This window comes from Nonomuraea sp. NPDC049419, from assembly GCF_040676995.1.
GTDB classification, from domain to species: domain Bacteria; phylum Actinomycetota; class Actinomycetes; order Streptosporangiales; family Streptosporangiaceae; genus Nonomuraea; species Nonomuraea salmonea.
Map to the genome: position 1 here is coordinate 62,862 of NZ_JBFAQB010000020.1, position 21,014 is coordinate 83,875.

General features: G+C 72.0%; 21 protein-coding genes and 1 pseudogene. 7 read left to right on the plus strand and 15 right to left on the minus strand.

Features of this window, described 5'->3' with window-relative positions:
• Nucleotides 1-31: 31 nt before the first annotated feature.
• Complete coding sequence (locus tag AB0K12_RS38955; RefSeq protein ID WP_364572571.1) at nt 32-1,465, plus strand: glycoside hydrolase family 6 protein; 1,434 nt, start codon at nt 32-34, stop codon at nt 1,463-1,465.
• Nucleotides 1,466-1,612: 147 nt separating this feature from the next.
• On the opposite strand, the gene AB0K12_RS38960 is transcribed toward AB0K12_RS38955, so the two are convergent.
• The 3 genes from AB0K12_RS38960 to AB0K12_RS38970 all read right to left on the minus strand — a co-directional run bounded on the left by AB0K12_RS38960 (nt 1,613) and on the right by AB0K12_RS38970 (nt 3,662).
• A complete protein-coding gene (locus AB0K12_RS38960; protein WP_364572573.1) occupies nt 1,613-1,942 on the minus strand; it encodes a hypothetical protein in 330 nt (109 codons plus the stop codon).
• On the minus strand, nt 1,939-2,265 hold the full coding sequence (locus AB0K12_RS38965) for a sigma factor (protein ID WP_364572575.1): 327 nt from the start codon (nt 2,263-2,265) through the stop codon (nt 1,939-1,941). Before AB0K12_RS38965 ends, AB0K12_RS38960 begins: the two co-directional genes overlap by 4 nt.
• 83 nt (nt 2,266-2,348) lie before the next feature.
• Nucleotides 2,349-3,662, minus strand: a complete 1,314-nt coding sequence (locus AB0K12_RS38970) for a hemolysin family protein (protein ID WP_364572577.1) — start codon at nt 3,660-3,662, stop codon at nt 2,349-2,351.
• A gap of 414 nt (nt 3,663-4,076) precedes the next feature.
• Between AB0K12_RS38970 and AB0K12_RS38975 the strand changes: the two genes are divergently transcribed.
• The gene (locus AB0K12_RS38975; protein WP_364572579.1) at nt 4,077-4,349 is read left to right on the plus strand and encodes a GlsB/YeaQ/YmgE family stress response membrane protein; all 273 of its coding nucleotides are present in this window, start codon (nt 4,077-4,079) and stop codon (nt 4,347-4,349) included.
• 48 nt (nt 4,350-4,397) lie between these two features.
• On the opposite strand, the gene AB0K12_RS38980 is transcribed toward AB0K12_RS38975, so the two are convergent.
• Nucleotides 4,398-5,060 (minus strand): class I SAM-dependent methyltransferase, encoded by a 663-nt coding sequence (locus AB0K12_RS38980; protein ID WP_364572581.1) that lies wholly within the window; start codon nt 5,058-5,060, stop codon nt 4,398-4,400.
• Nucleotides 5,061-5,198: 138 nt separating this feature from the next.
• Here AB0K12_RS38980 and AB0K12_RS38985 point away from each other — a divergent pair, with 138 nt between their 5' ends.
• On the plus strand, nt 5,199-5,789 hold the full coding sequence (locus AB0K12_RS38985; protein WP_364572583.1) for a TetR family transcriptional regulator: 591 nt from the start codon (nt 5,199-5,201) through the stop codon (nt 5,787-5,789).
• A gap of 16 nt (nt 5,790-5,805) precedes the next feature.
• Nucleotides 5,806-6,741 (plus strand): NADP-dependent oxidoreductase, encoded by a 936-nt coding sequence (locus AB0K12_RS38990; RefSeq protein ID WP_364572585.1) that lies wholly within the window; start codon nt 5,806-5,808, stop codon nt 6,739-6,741.
• A 112-nt stretch (nt 6,742-6,853) separates the two neighbouring features.
• Here the strand turns inward: AB0K12_RS38990 and AB0K12_RS38995 are convergent, their stop codons facing one another.
• Nucleotides 6,854-7,351 carry a hypothetical protein gene (locus AB0K12_RS38995; RefSeq protein WP_364572587.1) on the minus strand — a complete coding sequence of 166 codons (498 nt, stop codon included), beginning with the start codon at nt 7,349-7,351 and terminating at the stop codon, nt 6,854-6,856.
• Between the two features lie 317 nt (nt 7,352-7,668).
• On the opposite strand from AB0K12_RS38995, the gene AB0K12_RS39000 reads away from it, so the two are divergent.
• Entirely contained in the window at nt 7,669-8,127 is a 459-nt protein-coding gene (locus AB0K12_RS39000) for a hypothetical protein (protein WP_364572589.1), read from the plus strand.
• Here AB0K12_RS39000 and AB0K12_RS39005 read toward each other — a convergent pair.
• Genes AB0K12_RS39005 through AB0K12_RS39025 form a run of 5 tightly spaced genes read right to left on the minus strand, consistent with a single transcriptional unit; the run spans nt 8,096 to nt 13,045 of the window.
• Nucleotides 8,096-9,442, minus strand: a complete 1,347-nt coding sequence (locus AB0K12_RS39005; RefSeq protein ID WP_364572591.1) for an MATE family efflux transporter — start codon at nt 9,440-9,442, stop codon at nt 8,096-8,098. The two genes, AB0K12_RS39000 and AB0K12_RS39005, sit on opposite strands and share 32 nt — an antisense overlap.
• 44 nt (nt 9,443-9,486) lie before the next feature.
• Nucleotides 9,487-9,621, minus strand: a complete 135-nt coding sequence (locus tag AB0K12_RS39010; RefSeq protein ID WP_364572593.1) for a RidA family protein — start codon at nt 9,619-9,621, stop codon at nt 9,487-9,489.
• A 28-nt stretch (nt 9,622-9,649) separates the two neighbouring features.
• Nucleotides 9,650-11,131: a carboxylesterase family protein gene (locus AB0K12_RS39015; RefSeq protein ID WP_364572595.1), complete on the minus strand. Its 1,482-nt coding sequence runs from the start codon at nt 11,129-11,131 to the stop codon at nt 9,650-9,652.
• Between the two features lie 11 nt (nt 11,132-11,142).
• On the minus strand, nt 11,143-12,057 hold the full coding sequence (locus tag AB0K12_RS39020; RefSeq protein ID WP_364572597.1) for an MBL fold metallo-hydrolase: 915 nt from the start codon (nt 12,055-12,057) through the stop codon (nt 11,143-11,145).
• 34 nt (nt 12,058-12,091) lie between these two features.
• Nucleotides 12,092-13,045, minus strand: coding sequence for an FUSC family protein (locus AB0K12_RS39025; RefSeq protein ID WP_364572599.1), 954 nt, complete (start codon nt 13,043-13,045; stop codon nt 12,092-12,094).
• Between the two features lie 183 nt (nt 13,046-13,228).
• Here AB0K12_RS39025 and AB0K12_RS39030 point away from each other — a divergent pair, with 183 nt between their 5' ends.
• Nucleotides 13,229-15,898, plus strand: a complete 2,670-nt coding sequence (locus tag AB0K12_RS39030; RefSeq protein WP_364572601.1) for an AAA family ATPase — start codon at nt 13,229-13,231, stop codon at nt 15,896-15,898.
• On the opposite strand, the gene AB0K12_RS39035 is transcribed toward AB0K12_RS39030, so the two are convergent.
• Nucleotides 15,895-16,800, minus strand: coding sequence for an NADP-dependent oxidoreductase (locus AB0K12_RS39035; protein ID WP_364572603.1), 906 nt, complete (start codon nt 16,798-16,800; stop codon nt 15,895-15,897). The two genes, AB0K12_RS39030 and AB0K12_RS39035, sit on opposite strands and share 4 nt — an antisense overlap.
• Nucleotides 16,801-17,053: 253 nt before the next feature.
• Between AB0K12_RS39035 and AB0K12_RS39040 the strand changes: the two genes are divergently transcribed.
• Complete coding sequence (locus tag AB0K12_RS39040; RefSeq protein WP_364572605.1) at nt 17,054-17,263, plus strand: hypothetical protein; 210 nt, start codon at nt 17,054-17,056, stop codon at nt 17,261-17,263.
• On the opposite strand, the gene AB0K12_RS39045 is transcribed toward AB0K12_RS39040, so the two are convergent.
• From AB0K12_RS39045 to AB0K12_RS39060, 4 genes and pseudogenes are all read right to left on the minus strand, one after another.
• A complete protein-coding gene (locus tag AB0K12_RS39045; RefSeq protein ID WP_364572607.1) occupies nt 17,256-18,581 on the minus strand; it encodes an MFS transporter in 1,326 nt (441 codons plus the stop codon). The genes AB0K12_RS39040 and AB0K12_RS39045 overlap by 8 nt on opposite strands.
• Nucleotides 18,582-19,142: 561 nt before the next feature.
• Nucleotides 19,143-19,283: pseudogene (locus tag AB0K12_RS39050) on the minus strand (ClpX C4-type zinc finger protein); the annotation flags it as partial.
• 68 nt (nt 19,284-19,351) lie between these two features.
• On the minus strand, nt 19,352-20,491 hold the full coding sequence (locus AB0K12_RS39055; protein WP_364572609.1) for a hypothetical protein: 1,140 nt from the start codon (nt 20,489-20,491) through the stop codon (nt 19,352-19,354).
• A complete protein-coding gene (locus AB0K12_RS39060) occupies nt 20,488-20,976 on the minus strand; it encodes a SigE family RNA polymerase sigma factor (RefSeq protein ID WP_364572611.1) in 489 nt (162 codons plus the stop codon). Before AB0K12_RS39060 ends, AB0K12_RS39055 begins: the two co-directional genes overlap by 4 nt.
• Nucleotides 20,977-21,014: the final 38 nt, after the last annotated feature.

The window sequence follows — 21,014 nt, forward strand, 5'->3', positions numbered from 1 at the left end:
AGATCCAGCACTCCCAGAAGGGAAGCACTACGTGCGACTGATCACTCACGCGATCGCGCTGGCCATGACCCTGACGGCGTTATGCGCGGCCCCCACCACGGCCCCCACCACGGCCGCCGCCACGGCCGCCGCCACGGCCGCCACCACGGCCGCCGCCCCCGAACTCATCGTCAACGGCACCTTCACCAGCGGCACCGCACCCTGGTGGAGCTCGGCCAACACCACGATGGGCACCGACGACGGCAGGCTGCGGGTCGGCGTGACCGGCGGCACCGCCAACCCGTGGGACGCGATGGTGGCCCAGAACGACATCCCGCTGGCCCAGGGCAAGACGTACACGCTGTCCTTCACCGCCTCCGCCGGCAGCGCCGTGAGCGCCGTCGCCACCGTGCAGCTCGGCGACGCCCCCTACACCAACACCCTCACCGCGCCGATCTCCCTCACCACCAGCGGCAAGCGCTTCAGCCTTCCCTTCACCTCGTCCCTGAGCACGGCCGCCGGCCAGGTGACCTTCCAGCTCGGTGGCGGCGCCGCCCACACCTTCTTCCTCGACGACGTCTCCCTGACCGAGAACGGCCAGTCCTCCGGCGGGCCGCTCGACCTGACGAACGGCTTCTACGTCGATCCCGAGTCCAACCCGGCCACGTGGGTACGCGACAACCCCGGCGACCCCCGCGCCCCGCGCATCCAGTCGGCGATCGCGTCCAAGCCGATGGCCTTCTGGGTCGGCGGCTGGTTCGGCGACGTCAGCGCCACCGTGTCCTCCTACGTCGCCGCGGCCGACGCCGCCGACAGGCTGCCGGTCCTGGTGGCGTACAACATCCCCGGCCGCGACGCCTGCGGCGGCCACTCGGGTGGCGGCGCCGGGAGCGAGAGCGCGTACCGGACGTGGATCTCCTCCTTCGCCTCCGCCATCGGTGACCGTCCCGCCGTCGTCGTCATCGAGCCCGACTCCCTGGGCGACTTCGCCTGCATGGACGACGCGGACATCGCGGCGCGCAACCGCATGCTGACGTACGCGACCGAGCAGTTCCGCGACCACGCCCCCAACACGTGGGCCTACCTCGACGCGGGCAACGCCGGCTGGGTCGCCGCCGGCACCATGGCCCAGCGGCTGCAGGACGCGGGCGTGGGCAACGTCCGCGGCTTCGCCGTCAACGTCTCGAACTACTACACGACGGCGCAGTCGGCGGCGTACGCGTCGGACGTCAACGCCGCCCTGGGCGGCGGCACGAAATGGGTGATCGACACCAGCCGCAACGGCAAGGGCTCCAACGGCGAGTGGTGCAACCCCGCCGGCCGCCGGCTCGGCACGCCGGCGCAGGTCGGCGGCGACCGCGGCACGGAGCTGCTGCTGTGGGTGAAGGTTCCCGGCGACTCGGACGGCAACTGCGGCATCGCGCCCGGCACGCCGGCCGGGACGTTCAGCCCTGAGCTGGCCATCCGCCTCATCGACGGCTCATAGCCGGAAGGGGTCCGCCTGCCAGGCGTGGCGGCGGGGCAGGCGGACCCCGCTCAGGGGGACCACGCGATCCGGCGTGCCCAGCCACTTCCGGCATTCGCTGGACGGCGGCCGATCCAGGACGAGCGTGCTGTAACCCTCTCTCCGCAGCTAGTAGCAGAGCGCCTCGCCCAGCCGGGCGAGCTGCCGGGGGCGACGGGGCCTGGCCATGCGGAGGTAGCGCAGCTCGCAGGCGTCAGGAGCGGGATGTCCGAGCACGGCGCCGACGACGCCGATCAGCTCACTGTGATGATCCAGGCCGAGGACCACCAGGAGGCGCCGCTCCCCCTCCCCGGCGTCCTGGAAGATCTCCCTCCGCAGCTCGTCCACGCTGCGCGCGCCGGTCAGCGCGGTCACCAGCGGTTCGTCGTACGGCTCGCGGACGCGGTCCGCATGGCCCAGCCGCAGGTCGAGGTACGCGTCGTGCGTGCAGGGCATCATGAACCCGTGCCGGCGCGTGCATGGACCGCCGGCAGCCGCTCGCGCCGCTCGGCGGCCCGCAGGCAGGCCATGGTGGCGATCCTGTGCAGCCAGTGGTGCAGCGGTGCCCGGCCCTCGTAGCCGGCCAGCCCGCGCCAGGCCCGCAGCAGCGTCTCCTGCGTCGCGTCGTCGGCCTGGTCGATCGAGCCGAGCATGCGGTAACAGTGCAGGTGCAGGGCGCGCCGGTGCGGCGCCACCAAGGCGTCGAAGGCCGCGCGATCGCCGCCGCGGGCGGCGGCCAGCAGGTGCGCCTGGCCGGCGCCGGTGTCCTCGACCGTGCTCACGGTCGCGAGCCTAGCGAGCGGGTCCGACACGGAAGCGATGAGTACGCCGCCGCCCGGGTCTTCCACGCAGGGTTCGCGATCCGCTAGACGGTCTCCTCGGAGAGGCAGAGGCTCCCGGTCTCCGTGGTGGGGGCGGGAGACAGCCGGACGCGGACGATGGCGAGGCCCTCGACGGCGAGGACCTGCAGGCGCCAGCCGCCGGTGACGACGCTTTCCCCCGGAGCCGTGGGCACGTGGCCGAGCAGGGTCAGGGCGAGGCCGGCGACGGTGGTGTAGTCGCCCTCCGGGCGTTCCTCCAGGTGCACGTCGATGTCGGGCAGGTCGTGCACGGGGAAGGCGCCGGGCACCACCACGCTGCCGTCGCTCTCGCGGACGGCTTCGAGGACGTCCCGGTCGGTCTCGTCGTAGATCTCGCCGACCACCTCCTCCAGGAGGTCTTCGAGCGTGACGATGCCGTCGATCGAGCCGCGCTCGTCCACGACGAGGCCGAACTGCTGGCGTTCGGCCTTGAAGCGGCGCAGCGCCTCGGCCACCGGCAGGCTGTCGGGCAGCAGGAGCGGCGGCCTGGCCACGTCCGCGGCGGTGACGGCGTTCTCTTCGGTGAGCAGGTCGCGCAGGTTCACGATGCCGGTGACGTCGTCGAAGCCGCGGGCGCCCAGGACGGGGGCGCGGGAGTGGCCGGAGCCGGCCAGCAGGCGGCGGGCCTGCTCGACGGGGGTTCCGGCGTCGAGGGTGAAGACCTGGCGGCGGGAGACGAGCACCTCGCGCAGCACGCGTTCGCTGATCTCGACGGCTCCGGAGATGATCAGGCGCTGTTCCGGGGTGAATCCGCGGTGGGTGGCGACCAGGTCGCGGATCTCTTCTGGGCTGATCTCCTCCCGGTGCCGGCGCGGGTCGGCGCCCATCAGCCGTACGGCGAGGTCGGTGGACTTGCCCAGCGCCCACACCACCGGCCTGGACACGGTGGAGATCGCGCTGAGCGGCCGGGCCGCCAGCATGGCCCAGCTCTCGGCGCGCTGCATGGCCACCCGCTTGGGCGCCAGCTCGCCGAAGACCAGGGTGAGGAACGTCAGCACGATCGTCACCAGCACGATGGCCACCGGGCCCGCGGCGTCGCCGAGGAAGCCCAGCAGCGGCACCAGCGGCTCCGACAGCGTGACCGCCGCCGTGGCGGAGGCGAGAAAGCCGGACAGGGTGATGACGAGCTGGATCGTGGCCATGAACCGGTTGGGGTCCCGAGCCAGCCGGACGAGGATCCTCCCGCCCTGGCCGCGCTGCTCCAGCCGGCGCAGCTGGCCATCGCGCAGCGAGATCAGCGCCAGCTCGCTACCGGCGAAGATCGCGTTGACGATGATCAGTACCACGACCAGGCCCAGTTGAACCCAATAGCCGTCCACGGCAGACATACTCCTCGACATGGGCACCCGGCGGCGCGCCGGTGATGGGGGAAGCCGGCGAGCCGACACTGCGGGGCCGGCGTATGAGGCTGCGGGACGTCTCGTTCACGGCGATCGGGACGACCGTGCCTGGGCACGGCCCGCCCGCCGGATGGGCGCATGGGTGACGGGACGCCGGGCGGCGGCCCGGCCTGCTCCTGCACTCTTCCACTGAAGAGCCGTCACTCCATTCGTTCATGATCCGTTCACACAGCTATGTGGATGAACGCGACATAGCTTCACGAAGTTCCCCATGGCCACCGGTGAAAGCCGTGCTCGTTTGCGGGCGCACGCCATCGGGAAGCAACGCAATGCCGACGTGTCTCTGCGACCTGCCGCATCAATGTCAAGCAACCACCAGAAGGGCGGCGCAGCATGGAAGTCACCGGTATCATTTCGGCGCTCATCATCGGCCTGGTCATCGGCGTTCTCGGGCGCCTGGTGGTGCCCGGGCGGCAGAACATCCCGATCTGGCTCACCATCGTGATCGGCATCGTCGCCGCCCTCATCGGCACGGCCATCGCCGCGGCGGTCGGCGTCGCCGACACCCGGGGGATCGACTGGATCGAGCTGATCATCCAGGTCGTGCTGGCCGGGGTGGGCGTGGCGCTCGCCGCCGCCCTCTACGGCAAGCGCGGCACCACGTAGAAGACGAGCCGGGCCAGGCTCACGGGCGAGGGCCTGGCCCGACGATCGTCACCTCGCCACGGGCGCGGCCTGGAGGACGGTGACGGAGAACGGCCGGTGGGTCTCGATCTCGACGTGGTGCAGGATCGGCGTCATGCCGCTGATGTAGGTGTAGAGGCGTTCGGCCTCGGGCCAGGGGTGGACGAGGGTCAGCAGGCCGCCGGGGGCGACGAGCTCGGTCAGCCGGGCCGAGGCGAGGCGCAGGCGTTCGCCACGGCCCAGGTAGTAGAGGGTCTCCGCGCAGAAGACGAGGTCGAAGGCGCCGGGCGGGGTGTAGGAGATCAGGTCGGCGCAGGTGAACGTCACGGGTTCGCGGGCGGGGCGTGCGCGGGCCCGGTCGAGTGCGCGCTCGGAGACGTCCACGCCGGTGACCTCGGCGTCGGGGTACCTCGAGGCCAGCATGTGCGTGAAGACGCCCTCGCTGCAGCCGACGTCGAGGATGCGGTGATAGGGGCGGGCGGGCAGGAGACGTAACGTCGTGGCGTATTTGTGCTGCTCGTAGTCGTCGGTACGGAGCCGCCAGGGGTCGGGTGAGCGGTGCCACCAGTTGAAGTAGCGCCGCAGCAGCACCGCCTGTGATCGGGGCGGGAGCAGGGACACCGCCTTGAAGAGGGCTCGGTGGAGGAGGTCGGGAAGGGGCTGCCGGTCAGCCTCGGGCGGGCGCGGAAGCATGCTTCGAATCTAGGTGGACGCCCGCTGATCGTCATGAGTCTCAGGTCGGAGTTGCGGTCTCGTGCTCAGGAGGGAGGACCCCTGAGTATCAGGTTACAAAATTTGAAATCTGTCACCGATGGGCGTAGGTTCCGCCACGTGGAGCAGAAGCGAACCCCGCTGGACGCGGACACGATCCTGGCGGCCACCGAGGAGATCCTGCGCCGCCACGGACCGGACAAGGCGACGGTCGTGGACGTCGCCAGGGCGCTCGGGGTCAGCCACGCCGCCGTCTACAAGCACTTCGCCTCGAAGCAGGCGCTGCGCGAGGCCGTGACCCGGCGCTGGCTCGACCACAACCGCGACGCGCTCGCCGCCATCGCCGCCGATCAAGGGATGCCGCCGGCGCGCCGGCTGCGTATGTGGCTGCACGCCGTCCTGGCACTGAAGCAGACCAAGATCCGCGAGGACCCCGAGCTGTTCGCCGCGTACGGGAGCCTCGCCGCCGCCCACAGCACCGTCGCCACCGACCACGTCGCCGACCTCCTGGGCCAGCTGACGGCCATCATCGCCGACGGCGCCCGTGACGGCGGCTTCCAGACCGGTGACGAGGAGGCCACCGCCCGCGCGGTCTTCCACGCCACCGCCAAGTTCCACCACCTCGCCCATGCCGCCGAATGGCGGGAGCCCGGCATCGACACCGAGCTCGACGAGGTGTGCACCCTGCTACTCGAAGGCCTCCAGCCGTAAGGAGTGACGCATCACCATGGTGTACGCAATCGGAGCAACCCAGCTGGGCGGACCCGACACGCTCGTCGAGCTCGACCTGCCGCCGCAGCCCCTCGGCCCCGGCCAGGTCAGGATCCGGGTCACCAGCGCGGCGGTGAACCCGGCCGACATCATGATCCGGTCACGTCCGCGCCAGAACGACAAGGACACGGTACGCGTGCCGGGCATGGACGTCGCCGGCACGATCACCGAGGTCGGCCCCGACGTGGACCGGCCGCTGACGGTCGGGGACGCCGTCATGGGCATCGTGGTGCCCTCGGGCGAGCACGGCGGCTACCGGGCGGACCTGGTCCTGTCGGCACGGTCGGTGACGAAGATCCCGGCCGGGCTCTCGGACGCCGAGGCCGCCACCCTCCCCATGAACGGCCTCACCGCGCGGCACGCACTCGACACGCTGGCGCTCCCCGCCGGCGCGACGGTCGCCGTCACGGGCGCGGCCGGCATCCTCGGCGGCTACTTCATCCAGCTCGCCAAGGAGGCCGGGCTGGTCGTCGTGGCCGACGCCGCCCCGCAGGACGAGGACTTCGTCCGCGCGTGCGGGGCCGACGAGGTGGCGCCGCGCGGGGACGCGTTCGTGGCGGAGGTCCGCCGCCTCCACCCCGACGGCGTGGACGGGCTGCTCGACACCGCCGTCCTGGACGCCGCCGTGCTGCCGGCCGTCAAGGACGGCGGCACGCTGGTCACCGTACGCGGCTGGCAGGGCAACGGGACGGACCGCGTCCGCGTCGCCCCCGTCTTCGTCCTCACCTACGCCGAGGAGGCGGAGAAGCTGGACCGGGTCGCCGAACTCGCCGGCCAGGGACGCCTCACCCTCCGTGTCGCCGCCCAGCTGCCCGCCGCCCAGGCCGCCGAGGCCCACCGCGCACTCGAACGGCCCGGCGTGCGCGGCCGCTACGTCCTGACGTTCGCCTGACCTGGGTCACCAGCACCCTGTACGGCAAGTGGATCAACGGAGTCGGCAAGCCGATGTAAGCCCGCCGTCCGCCCTCTCCCGCCGGCGTGAGCGGGAGAGTGCGGACGGTCGTTCAGGCGGTCGCCGGGGCGGGGGCCGGTTCTTCGTCGGTGGTGTGCCACAGGCGGGTCGCCATCCACGCGACCCCGACCGCCGCCACCACCAGGCCGGTCAGGTAGACCGGGAGCGGCACCGCGTTCCGTAACGAACCGGGGATCATTCCCGCCGCGTACAGCACGACGCCGATCACCGGCAGCATCCCCGAACGCAGGGCGGCCACGCTGAAGGTCAGTACGCCGGCGAGCAGGACGATCGCTGTGATCATGAAGGCTTGTCCCGTGCTTCCCGCCAGCAGGCCGGCCACTGCGCCGCCGCTGAGGTGAGGGAAGACGAAGTGCAGGATGTACTCGATGGCGAAGGCTCCGGCCAGGCCGGCGCTGTTGAGCACGTACCCGATCAGGCCCAGCGTGCCCGACGCCGGACGGATGAGCAGGTAGAGGCCGGTGATCGCGAGCAGCCCCGCCAGCGCCGCGAACGGTGCGATGGCGTGCGTGAACGCCGTCTCCGGCACGATCCCGCCCCGCCGGGCGGAGTGACCACGAGCAACACGGCGCAGAGGAACCCCGCCGCCGCGGTGACCCGGTAGACGCGCATTTCGTCGGCCTTTCTCTCGACGACTGTGATGCTCGTCATGATGCGCGCCGCACCGGGCCGTGCGGAGAGGGCGGCGGGAGCCGTAAGCAGCCCGAAATAGGTTGTCGTCCGGGGCCTACGCCATTCGGTGTAGCCGGAGCGTCATCCACGGGCGGACGTCGTACGGGGGCGGAGTCGCGACGATGGGCGGTGAGTGCTGGAACCCTGAGATGAGGCGAGATGATGGCACCGCGCATGCGTAAGACCCTGTTGGTCGTTCACATCGTGGCCTCGGTGGCGCTGGTCGGTGAGGTGTGGGGGCTGGTGGCGCTGAACACGGCCGCCACTTTGACCGATGACCTCGCGCTGGCGCACGTGGCGTATCGGTTGATGCCGATCATGGTGTTCGCGGGCGGCATTCCGCTGAGCCTCATCGCCTTGGTCAGCGGCATCGCGCTCGGTCTCGGCACCCATTGGGGGCTGATCCGCTACTACTGGGTGGCGATCAAGCTGGGGCTGCTCGTGGCCGTCGTGTGCGTGGGGATGTTCCTGTTCGACCCTGAGGGCATGGCGGCCGCCACGGAGGGCGCCAGGCAGGCGGTGACGTCCCGTCAGTGGGCCCAGGTCTGGGTGCTGGGCGCCCAGATCGTCATGCTGCTGATCTCGACGGCGCTGTCGGTGTTCAAGCCTCGCTGGAGGCTCCGGTCGCGATAGGTCGGACGGGCGCGACGGCTGCCTCCCTGGTCGCGATTTTTCGGATATGTCGGGTGGCGAGGAGGGGGACCGAGACGCCGATCAGGTTGCAGTACGCCACCACGGTGTAGAAGCCGTCCGCGGTGCTCGTGGTCGTCGCACCCACCGCGACGATCAGGGCGAAGTAGATCGCGTTGAGGATGATCGCGCGGAAGCCGCCGCCGGTCTCCTCCATGACGGTGAGCGAGGCGAGCACGGGGCCCTGGACGGCGTACGTGAGGGCCACGGCGCCCAGGTAGGCGCCCGCCTCCGCGGCCACCCCCGGGTCGCCGCCCAGCAGGTCGGCCAAGACGTCGTGGAGCGACGACACCAGGACGGCGATGACCACGTAGACCATGACGGTGACCTCGATGCCGCCGCGCATCGACGTACGGATGCGCCGCCATTCCCCGGCGCCGCGTCGCTGGTTGATGATGATCGCCGTGGCGGTGCCCAGAGCCATGGCGGGCAGCAGCACGACGTTCTGCAGGGTCGAGACGACGGTGAAAGCGGCGACGGCGTTCTGTCCGTAGGCGCCCAGGACGGTGATGACGGCGAAGTTGTACGCGGAGATCACGAGGAAGGACAGGGCGATGGGCACGCCGATGCGGCGCAGGTCGGTGAGCACCTGGCCGCGCCAGATCCGTACGGCCCGCGGATGCCACAGCTCGGTGCGGCGCAGCAGGACCAGGCCCATGGCCAGGCCGGTCACGGCTGCCGCGGCCTCGGCGACGGGCACCGCCGCGATGCCGAGGCCGGGTCCGAGGGCGGCGACCAGGGCCACCCGCACGCTCGCCGTGCACACGACCAGCGCGGTGGCTCGGCGCACGTACCCGTAGCCGCGCAGGCTGGACGCGCACAGTTCCTCGCCGAGGATCAGCAGACCGGCGGCGCCGGTCCAGCGGAGGAACGAGGTGAGCGTGTCCCGCAGCCCGGCGTCCACGTGGAGGAGGCCGGGCAGGGAGGGCGCCGCGATCGTGAGGGCCAGGTAGAGGACCGCGCCGAGCCCGAGCCATACCCGGGCCAGGCCCGCGGCGTTCGCCATGACGTCCTGAGGACGCCCGGCTCCCCTGCTGATCGCGGCGGCGACCTGGTTGCAGACGGCGAAGCCCACGCTCAGGGCGAGGATGATGAGGCTGACGGGCTGATACAGAGAACGCACATAAATGGCCTCGCCGCCCATTCGCCCGAGAATGGCGACGATGCCGAGCTGGGACGCGAGATTGAGCGATCCGGCCACGAAGAGCGGAATGGCGAGGCCGGAAATTTCTCGCCATACCTCCTTTCTTGCCAACATACGAACCCCCAGACGCTCATCGGCCTGTGGGACGTTAGCGAAATTTATTGAGAAATGTCCAGCACGGCGAGGGCGTCAATCTCGACGAGCAGGCCCGGAGGAAGCTGCACGCTGACGGTGGTGCGGGCGGGAAACGGGGCTTCGACGATCGACTCGTACGCCTCGTTCATCTCGGCCATGTGGGCGGGGGCGTTGCGGTGGTGATGATCATGTCCAGATCTCGCGTTCTTCGGGGCGGGGGTCGTCGTGCTGGGTCCACTCGGTGTCGATGCGCATGGTGGCGCGGCGGCCGGTGTCGTACGGGGTCCAGCCGGGGTCGCCGGTCCTGGCGAAGCGGATCCAGGTCTCGTGGACGCGGGTCGCCAGGTCGGCGGGGGCCTGGCCGGGGCCGAGGAGGGCGTTGGGGCCGTTCAGCTCGGGCCGGTGCGCGAGATCGAAGACGAAGGGCACCTCGACCGCGTGGGCGGCGCCGAGCTCTCCATCCAGGGCCTTGGAGCGCCAGGCGAACTCGTACGCGTACGTGCCGGAGCCCGGATGGGCGGCGTGCGCGGCGGCCAGCGCGCGGCTGCCGGCACCGAACAGGGCGTCGCCCATGATGGCGGAGCGCAGCTCGGCGTCCGACGCCCCGGGGCGGGACCTGCGGTAGGTCTCGACGAGGCGCTCGGGGGACGGGTGCGAGCGCGCCGCCGTCGCGTGGACGTCGGCGGCGGTCGAGCCGGCGTACGTGCCCACCGGCACCAGGTAGAGGTTGCCCTCCTCGGCGTTGGTGCCGACGAGCAGATCGACGCCGGCGCCCGGCCCGGCGGCGACGGCCTCGGCGGGCTGCGTGTCGAGGACGAGGCTGAACGGGCTGAGCCCGATGAGCGGGTCGGTGCGGGTCTCGGTGCGCAGGTCGATGCCGGCGAGCTGGGAGGCGGCCTCGACCAGGCGTTCGTCGGGGATGCCGGCGAAGGCGTCCGCGTGGGGTTCGACGCCCAGGACGTCGGCCGCGGCCTTGGTGACGCGGGCGGCCTGCTCGGTGCTGAACGCGCCCAGGCCGCTGCCGCTCTGCACGATCGCCCGGCGGAACAGCCCGGCGGCCGAAGGGGTGGCGAGGACGCCGCCGACGATGGTGGCGCCGGCCGACTGGCCGAAGAGGGTGACGTTGCCGGGGTCACCGCCGAAGGCGGCGATGTTCCGCTGCACCCAGCGCAGGGCGGCGACCACGTCGAGCAGGCCGCGGTTCGGGGGCGCGCCGGGCAGGTCGAGGAAGCCGGCGATGCCGAGCCGGTAGTTGAGCGTGACGAGGACGACGCCGTCGCGGGCGAACGCGGAGCCGTCGTACATCGGGGACCGCGTGGACCCGGCGACGAAGCCGCCGCCGTGGACGAACACCATCACCGGCAGCCCTTCACCGCCGTCGGCGGGCGCGTGGACGGTGACGGTGAGGTAGTCGTCCCCGCGGCTCCAACCGGCGCCGAAATAAGGCGACATGTCCACGTTCCCGAGTCGGCGTTCCGACTGCGGCGCGTTGGGGCCCGGCGTGGTGGCGTCGCGTACGCCGTCCCACGGGTCGTGCGGCTGCGGCGGCGCGAAGCGGCCCGCGCCTCGGGGCGGGGCGGCGTACGGGATGTTCATGAACGTGCGGGCGGCCCCCCGGAGCAGGCCGCGGACGGCTCCCTGCGCGGTGGTGACGACGAGGTTGCTCATGGTGGTGCCTTTCAGACCTGCTCGGTGTACGGGGCGAAGGGCGCCCAGCCCTTGACGGCGAACTTGTCCCCCTCGCGGACGACCTCGGCGGCGCCGTGTCCGCCCAGGTGGGCCGGGATGATCAGGGCGTTGGTGTCGGCCGCGCGGCCCAGCAGCTCGCGGCGGGTGGCGACGGCCGCCGCCGGGTCCTCGCAGAAGCAGCTGTTGACGTCGGGCTCGTGGATCTGGAACGGGTTGTGCAGCAGGTCGCCGACGAACAGGGCCCGGTCGGAGCCGGACTCCAGGGTCAGCACCGACGAGCCGGGCGTGTGGCCGGGGGCGAGGTCGAGGCGCAGGTTGCGGTCGATGCGGTGGCTGTCCTCCCACAGCCGGGTCTGGCCCGCCTCGTGCACGGGGGCGACGCTGTCCTCGAACACGTTCTGGTTGCCCCGGCCGAGCCGCGCCTTGTGGTCGTTGGCCGGGTTCCAGAAGTCGAAGTCCGTCTTGGGCATCAGGTAGGTGGCGTTGGGGAACGTGGGCACCCAGGTGCGGCCGTCGAGGTAGGTGTTCCAGCCGACGTGGTCGATGTGCAGGTGGGTGTTGATGACGATGTCGACGTCCTCGGGGCGGACTCCTGCGCGGGCGAGGTTGTCCAGGAAGCTCGTGTTGAGGCGGCTCCAGACGGGCGCGTACGGGCGGTCCTTGTGGTTGCCGACGCCGGTGTCGACCAGGATGATCTTGCCTTCGCTGCGCAGCACCCAGGTCTGGATGGCCGAGTTGACGATGCGGGTCCGTGCGTTGAGGAAGTCCGGCACCAGCCAGTCGCTGTGGGTCTGCCACGCCTCGGCCGGGCTCTCCGGGAAGAACACCTCGGGTGTCATGTCGACGGGGCCGAAGTACTCCTGGACGCGGGTCAGGGTGACGTCGCCCAGGGTGATCGTGTCCATTGATGCGTCTCCAGTCCGGTGAATGTCGAGGGGCTCAGCCATCGTGCGGCGGCCGGTCATGGTCGCGGTATCCGTCACGTGACTGCAGTCGCGCGGCGAGGACGCCGCAGCAGGCGCCGAGCGCGGTCTCGTGGACGCGCAGGACGAGCACGTCCGCCGAGAACGTGTCGAGCAGCGCGAGCAGCATGCAGAGCATGCCGGTGATGAAGAAGGTGACCGCCCAGTAGGCGTCCGGCGAGGTGAAGAACATGCCGAACATGCAGGCCAGCAGCAGGACGAGGAGCAGCGGGCGGTACGGCGCCGCGAGCGTGGCCAGGCCGTAGCCGGCCGCCGCCCCCAGGACGGTGCCCACCAGCCGGCGCACGCTCTGCCGCAGGACCTCGCCGGTGCTCTCGGTGTTGATGAACACGACCCAGGTGGTCACGACGGCCCAGTACCAGTGGTCCGGGGACACCAGGTGACCGCCGGCGATGGCCAGGGCGGAGGCGGCGGTCACCTGGAGGGGCTGCCGGCTCGCGGCGCGGGGCGGCTCCGCCGGGTTCGGGACGCGCACGCCCGTGCACAGGACGGCGCAGAAGGCGACCACCACCGCCACGCTCAATTGCGGCACGTCGGCCGCGCGCGCCTCGGTGAACTGCGCGAGGAAGAAGCCCATGAAGGCGAAGACGCCTGCGCCGTGCCCGACGGGGCCGTGAAGGCGGGCGTGCACGGCGGCGTAGATCAGCGGCAGGAACACCAGCGCGGCAGCGACCGGGTACGGCCCCGCCATCGCTCCGGCCGCCAGGGCGGCGAGGTAGAGCGGCGCTCCGAGCGCCAGGGTGCCGAGCCGGTCGACGGCCAGCGCGCTCGTCATCACGGTGAAGCCGCCGGCCAGCAGTGACGTGTCGGGCTGCCCCAGGGCGGCCAGGACGGTCAGGGTCGCGGCGGTGCCGAGGACGGCGCGCGTCGCGGCGGTCAGCCGAATCAGCGAATTGTTCGTACTGCCCATTCCGGTGCTCCGATGGTTGCTTTTCTGCTCACCATCGTGGTTATTTCGAGCGCCGGCCGGTATCCGTCATCCGACTGCACAGCGGAATAATCCCGGCGGCTTCTGTGTTGTAGCGCACAGTTTTCGAGATCGGCGCCCCCATTTCCTGGAGCATCAGTGCATCACCGCGGAGACCATTCGATAGTGGGCCGGGAAAACGAAATCGCGGAAATTCTGCGGCGTCTGGACTCCGGCCGGGTGCTGGTGCTCGCGGGCGATCCCGGCGCCGGGAAGAGCGCGCTGCTCGACGTCGCGGCCGGCCGCGCGGGCCGGGTGCTGCGCGTGGTCGGCAGTGAGTCCGAGGCGTGCCTGGGGTTCGCAGGGCTTCATCAGCTGCTCCGACCTGTGCTGGGCGAGCTGGACGGCCTGCCGCCACGGCAGCGCTCCGCGCTCAGGGCCGTCCTCGGCCTGGACGACGGAGCCCTTGATGGCATGCTCGTCGGCTCGGCCGTCCTGACCCTGGTCTCTGATCTGGCGCCGCTGCTCATCGTGGTCGACGACGCCCAGTGGATCGACCGCGCATCGCTGGACGTGCTGTCCTTCGTGGCCCGCCGCCTGGACGCCGAACCTGTCACGTTGCTGCTGGGCGTCCGCTCCGCAGCGCCGCTGCCCGGCTTCGGCGACGAACGCCTGGAGCTCGGCCCGCTGAGCGACGAGGCGGCGAACCGGCTGCTCGACCGCCAGCCGACCCCGCCCACCGGCCGGAGTCGGGTGCGCATCCTCCAGGAGGCGGCGGGCAACCCGCTGGCCCTGATCGAGCTTGCCCGCGCGACTCCGAACGGTGGCGGCGTCGAGGGCCCGCTGCCGGTCACGGAACGGCTGGAGCGGATTTATGCCGACCAGCTCCAGTTCCTCCCTGAGGCGACCCGCCGCTCGCTGCTGCTGCTCGCCGCCGCCGACACGACAGACGTACGGACGGCATCGAAAGGGCTCCCCGAGGCCGACGACAAGGCGTGGACGCCCGCCGAGCAGGCCGGCCTCGTCCGCCAGGACGGCGCCCGCATCACCTTCCGCCACCCGCTCGTCCGCTCGGCCGTCTACCACGCGGCCTCCTTCGATGAGCGCAGGCAGGCGCACCTCGCGCTGGCGCGGCTGAGCGAGGAGCCCGACCGCCGGGCGTGGCACCTCGCCGCCGCGACGATCCGTCCCGACGCGGAGGTGTCGGACGCCCTGCGTCAGACGGCCGGCCGGGCGCGCCGGCGGGGCGGCTACGCCGCCGCTGCCGCCGCCCTCGAACGCGCCGCCGAGCTGAGCCCGCACCCGGCGGACCGGGCCGGGCTGCTGGCCGAGGCCGCCGCCACGGCGGTGTTCACCGGCCAGCTCGGCTGGGTGGAACGCCTGGCCGCCGAAGTGGCCAGGCACAGCGACGACCCTGCGCTGATCGGCGACGCCTGCCTGGCCACCGGGCGGCTCATGGCCCTGCGCAGCAACCACGCGGCCGCGTTCGCGCTGCTGACCCGCGTCGCGGACGAGCACCCGTCCAGAGCCATGGACGCGCTCGCCGCGGCGGCGGTGGTCCGCTACTACTCGGGCGAGGAGTCACAGCGGCAGCGGATCGAGCGCCTGCTCTCCGCCTCGCCCGATGGCGCCCTGCCCGACGGCGCCTCGCCCGATGACGCCCAGCCCGACAGTGGCCTGCCCGACAGCGGGCTCCGTGTCTGGGTGGAGGCCGTCTCCGACCCCCATGGCGCGGGTGCCCGGTTCGTCCCTGCGCTGCCCGGGCTCATCGCCGAGGCCGCGGGCGACCCCGGCCGGCTGACCGCGCTCGCCATCGTGGCCTGGATCCTCGACCAGACCGCGCTGGCCGCCAGGACCTTCGACGAGGCGTACGACCGGTGGCAGGCCGACGGCGCGCTGCCGGCCGGGCTGGGCAGCGCCGTCGGGTGGGCGTACCTGGAGCAGGGCCGGTGGGCCGAGGCCCGTACGGTGGCCGCCGAGATCGCGGCGACGGCCACGACGGCCGGGCTCGACCACGCCGAGGCGTGCGTCCACGCGCTCGACGCGACGGTGCTCGCGCTGCGCGGCGACGCGGACGGCGCCCGGCACGGCGCCGAGCGGGCGCTTGCCCTGGTAGATCCGCTGGAGAGCCGGTCGATCGCCGTGTCCGCGCGCCGGGCCCTGGGGTTCGCGGCGGTGGCCGAGGGCGACTACGAGGCCGCGTACGCCCAGTTCCGCGCCGCCTTCACCGACGACGGCGAGCCCGTGCACTACCACGTCTCCTACACGGTCCTGGCCGAACTCGCCGCGGCCGCCGTCCGCAGGGGGCGGCGGGAGGAAGCCGCCCACCTGCTGGAACGCGCGGCTTCCCGTCCCGGCCTGTCGGTACGCATCCGCGCGCTGCTCGACCGCGGCCGGGCCCTGCTGGCCGAGCCGGACCGCGCGGAGCCGTACTTCCTGGCCGCGCTGGCGGACGACGCGGGCGAGCAGTGGCCGTTCGAGCGGGCGCAGACCCGGCTCGACTACGGCGAGTGGCTCAGGAGGCGGCGGCGCATCGCCGAGGCCCGCCCCCTGCTGACCGCGGCGCTCGAGACGTTCCGGCGGCTCGGCGCGCGGCCCTGGGCCGGGCGGGCGGAGGCGGAGCTGCGCGCCGCCGGCATCGAGGCCACCGGCGCCGTGGCGCCCACCGCTCTCACCGAGCTGAGCCCGCAGCAACAGCAGATCGTCCGGCTCGCCGCCCGCGGGCTGACGAACCGGGAGATCGGCGACAAGCTCTACCTCTCGCCGCGCACGGTCGGCTCCCACCTCTACCGCGTGTTCCCCAAGCTGGGCATCACGGCCCGCTCCCAGCTCCGCGACGTCCTCGAGAGCACTTAGACGGTGATCACGATCTTGCCGCGCACGTGGCCGCGCTCGGCGTAGGTGTGCGCGTCCGCGATCTCGTCGATCGGGTACGTCCGCTCGATGCGCGGGGTGTAACGGCCCTGCCGGCCGAGGTCGCTCGCTTCGGCGAGGAGCGCCGGGTCGTTGGCCGCGTTGGCCAGGTGCACGCCGAGGCGCTGGGCGTTGGCGTAGTCGGCGACCGTCGAGACGCGCTCGGGGTCGCCCGCGATCGCGATGAGGTCGGGCAGGGAGCCGGAGGCGGCGGTGTCGAGCACGACGTCCACCCCGTTCGGGGCCAGGGTGGCGAGGCGGCCCGCGAGGCCGGCGCCGTAGGTGGTGGGGACGGCTCCGAGCGAGGTGAGGAACGCGTGGTTGCGCTCGCTGGCGGTCCCGATCACGGTGGCGCCCCACGCCACCGCGATCTCGACCGCCGCGCTGCCCACGCCTCCTGCCGCGCCCTCGATGAGCAGGGTGCGGCCCTTCATGGGGCCGAGCGCGTTCAGGCCGTTCATCGCGGTCACGGCCGCCAGCGCGGCGCCGCCGGCCTGCTCGTCGGTCCACGTCCCGGGCGCGTGGGCCCAGGCCGACAGCACGGCCAGCTCCGCCGTCGCGCCGGTCACGCCGCCCAGCCCGAAGACGCGGTCGCCGACGCTCACCCCCTCCACACCCTCGCCGATCTCGTCCACCACGCCGGCGGCGTCACGCCCGGGAATGGCGGGCAGGTCCACGGGGAGCACCTCGCGCACCGCCCCGGAACGCACCTTCCAGTCCACGGGGTTGACGCCGGCCACCGCGACCCGGATGCGGACCTCGCCAGGCCCGGGGCGCGGGTCCGGCGCCTGCTCGACCACCAGGGTCTCCACACCGCCGTACTGGTGATAACGAACTGCGCGCATGAGGTACTGCCTTTCACTGTGATCAGTGGGTCGATGCCCGCTTTACGCTAAAACCTGACGTCAACGTCAGCTGCAAATCGAGCCCGGAAGGCCCCCCATGCGCACCCTGCATTTCGAGCGGAAGAGGCGGTTTCCTCGTTCTGCATGACTACGGCATGGGCGCGATGTGGTGGTGGATTCGTGCGCGGTCGGCCAGGGAGATCGTGGAGACGTTCGCGGAGGTCGAGGTCGCCCGCGATGCACAGTCGCCGTGATGGAGGTCGGCTCCGACGGCCGGCGGCTCCGCCAGGTGGAGCAGCGTGACGACGGAGCCGCCTTCAAGAGCGATCAGGACGACTGGGCGTTCAACCCGCCGGTCGCCGATCTCTTCGATCCCGAGCTGGTGGAGATGGAGATCCGCCGGGAGGACTTCGAGGCGGCGTGGGCGTCAGCGAAGAACTATGACGACTCATCCCTCACCTGAGCACGTGCTGGGGCAGCCGCCGGATGACCAGGGCGGCGGCGATGAGCCCGATGACCGAGAGGCCGGCGGCGGTCACGAACGGGTTCGCCGAGTGCAGGGCCGGGGCGAAGCCGATGCCCACGTAGACCGTCACGCCGGCGGCGCCGCCGAGCTGGTCCACGCCTCGCTGGATCCCCGAGGCGATCCCGGCGTCCTCGTCGGTCGCGCCGCTGACCGCGAGGTACTGCAGCCCGATGAGCCCGAAGCCCATCCCGGCGGCGATCAGCACCATCGCCGCGATCAGCCACGGCGCCCCGGCGCCGAAGACGGCGACCAGGGCGATCACGGCCATCGCGCCCGTGGTGCAGCCGAGGCCCGCCAGGACGCACACGCGCGCTCCCCACCTGCTGAGCAGCCGCGGGACGAGCAGGGAGGCCACGACCATCGCGACCCCCATGGACAGCATCGTGAGCCCGGCCTCCAGCGGGCCGACGCCGCGGACGTCCTGCAGGTAGAACGTGAACAGCAGGAACGACGTGGACAATGCGCCGCTGAGCAGCGTCGTGGCGATGTTCGCGGTGACCCGGGCGCGGTGGGCGAAGAAGCTCAGCGGTACGAGCGGATGCGGGGAGCGGGCCTCGACCCGTACGAACGCGGCACCGGCCAGGGCCGCGCCGGCCAGCGCCACCACGCTCACCCACGGGCTCGCGCCGGGTTCACCGGCCTGCACCACGCCATAGACGAACAGCAACGGGCACGCCGTCAGCAGCAGCGCCCCCGGCAGGTCCAGGGGGCCGGGGCGGGTCACCGGCCGGTCGGCCTCAAGGAGGAGCAACGCCGCCACGATCACGACCACGATGACCGGCACCGAGATCAGGAACGTCCACCGCCACCCCAGGTGCGCGGTGATGACCCCCGACAGGACGAACCCGAGCACCAGGCCGCAGCTCGCGACCGCCGCCCACACGCTCAGCGCCCGCGACCTGCGCGGCCCCTCGGGGAACAGCAGGACGACGGTCGCCATCGCGGCCGGCAGCGCGACGGCCTCACCGGCGCCTTGCAGCAGCCGCGCCAGCACGAGGACGGGGAACGACGGGGCGAGCCCCGCCAGCAGGGAGGCCGCGCCGAACAGGACGGTGCCGGACAGCAGCACGCGGCGGCGGCCCAGCAGGTCGGCCAGCCGGCCGCCGAGCATCAGCAGCCCGCCGCCGGCGATCGTGTAGCCGACCACGACCCAGGTCAGGGCGTGCCCGCCGGCGCCGAGGTCCGCGCCGATCGACGGCAGGGCGATGTTGACCACGGTCACGTCGACCGCGAGGAGGAACTGCAGCATGGACATCGCGCACAACACCAGCCATGCGCGCGTGGAGGAAGAGGAAGCCGGGCCGTGCCCGGGTGCGGAAAGCATCAAGCGCTCCGGTGCTCGAAGGTGGATCCGGGCAGCACGAAGGTGCCGCTCGGGACGGATCACGGAGCGACCGGACGTTCTCGAAAGGTTTGCGTGACGTGAACGCCCCGCCGCTAGCGGGACGTCCTGGTCACTGCCGCGCAGGCGGCCGAGCACGAAGCGGCTGACATGCCCTGCACCTTACCAGCCTCCTTTACCGAGGCCGGGCGCCCGGCCTCGGTAGGGCGCGGGGACGTGTCAGGCGCCGTCGTCCTGCTGGTCGGCCTGGAGGCGCTTCTCCTCGCCGGCGAAGCGTTCCCAGGTCGACTGGCGGGTGACGCCGAGTGCCGCGCCGATCCTGGCCCAGCTCACGCCGCGATCCCGGAGCTCGGCGACGCGGCGGCGGAGGCTGACGTCGACCTGGGTGCCGACGCGGTCGATCCTGGGCAGGGCGCGCAGGATCTCCTCGTCGGACATGTTCGCCCATTCCGGGAGCTCCGGCTGGGCGGGGCCCACGTCGGCGGCCAGGATCTCGTTGCAGGCGGCGACGCATTCGTCGCAGATGTAGATGCCGGGGCCGGCGATGATCTTCTTGACCTCGGCGGCCTCCTTCCCGCAGAAGGAGCAGGTGGGCAGGGGAACAGCGGGGCTCATAGGCCCTCCTTGTGTCAGGGTGACTCTGACACGGAGCCTAGCCCGTCAGGACTGCCCTGACAAGTCCGTCACCGGTTGATCGCCTGGCCGGGAAGAGTCAGTCGGGCGAGGTCGCCGTAGTCGGTCAGCAGGCGGGCCTTGCCGCTCGTGATGTCGAGCGCGTAGGTACGCCGGCCCTTGGCACCGTCCCTGACCAGGACCTCCGTGTCACTGAGCCAGACGGTGGCGGTGGGGTCGCCGGGCACGTCGGGCGTGGGCACCTTCCGTACGATCTCGCCGGTCGCGGCATCGAGCACGGTGAGTTCAGGAGCCTTCCGCTTGACCACAGCGGTCCCGTCGCCGGCCCCGGGAGACGCCTTCGTGGGCCGGTGCATCTCGAGCGCCACCACCGTGCGGCCGTCCGGCGCGACCTCGCTGAACGAGATGAACGTGCCGTCGAAGCGCACCGGCTCGCCGCCGCCGGTCACGGGCATCAGCCACAGATCGGTCTTGACGTGACGGACCAGCTCCAGCACCCCGTCCTTGATGGCGACCGGCTGGAAGCCGCGCGGCAGCATCGCCGGCTCGCCTGCCTGCATGTCGATGAGCACGCCGGCGTACTCGTCGAACTCCTCAGGGTCGTCGAAGGCCAGGTAGCGGCCGTCGTCCGACACCAGGAGCATGGCGCCGAGCGGGATCTTCTTCTCCGGCACCTTGACCGGCGAGACCGTCTCGGCTCCGGTCTCCAGGTCGCGCACCACGTGGGCCTGCGCGTCACGGCTGTAGTAGGCCAGCATGCGGCCGTTCCTGCTGATCGCGATGGGCGCGTGCGCCTTGCCGGTGGTGCGGGTAAGGGCTCGCGGCAGGCGGTAGGTGGCGCCGTCGGCCGTCACCACCCGCCACTCCTCGTCACCGCAAGGCGGCTGCTCGCACCTCGTCTCGTACGCGTGGCTGAGCGCTCCCACCGGCGCGTCGGGCAGGTCGGGCACCACCTCGGCCTGTTCCACGCCCGGCGAGACCTGCACGGCGGGCACGGCGGGCACGGCGTTCACCTGCCAGGGCGCCGTCATGACCACGCCGCCGGCGCCCACGATCGCGGCGACCGCGACCGCGGACAGCGAAGCCGTGACGAGCCGCCTGCGCCGGTGGCGGGCGATGGCCGCCTCGGCCAGGTCCACCAGGGGTGCCTCGGCGGCGATGTCGTCCAGCGCGCGATGCAGCCGCGTCATCGGATGACCTCCTCGATCTCGGGGTCGGACAGCAGGTGCGCCAGCGCGCGGTGGGTTTGGCTCTTGACGTTGCCGATCGAGCAGCCGAGCACCTCGGCCGCCTGCGCCTCCGTCATGTCCTCCCAGAAGCGCAGCACGATCACCGCGCGCTGCTTGGGCGCGAGCCTGGCCAGCGCCTGGCGCAGCACGATGCGGTCGAGCGTGGCGTCGTCGTGGGAGACCCCGCCCTGGGGCACCTCGGCGCTCGGCAGCTCACGACGCGGCCGGCGCCTCCAGGACGTGTACTGGTTGACCAGCGACTTGCGGATGTACGCCTCGGGATTGCCGTCCCTGGCCAGCTTGCCCCATTTGCCCACAACCTTGGCGAGGACGCTCTGCAGCAGGTCCTCGGCCAGGTGGGCGTCTCCCGTGAGCAGGTACGCGGTCCGCATCAGCGCCTGCTGACGGACGAGCACGAACTCACGGAAGCCGTCGTGACGGTCCAATGTGATCTCCTCTCGCCCGTTCAGAACGCCACCCACAG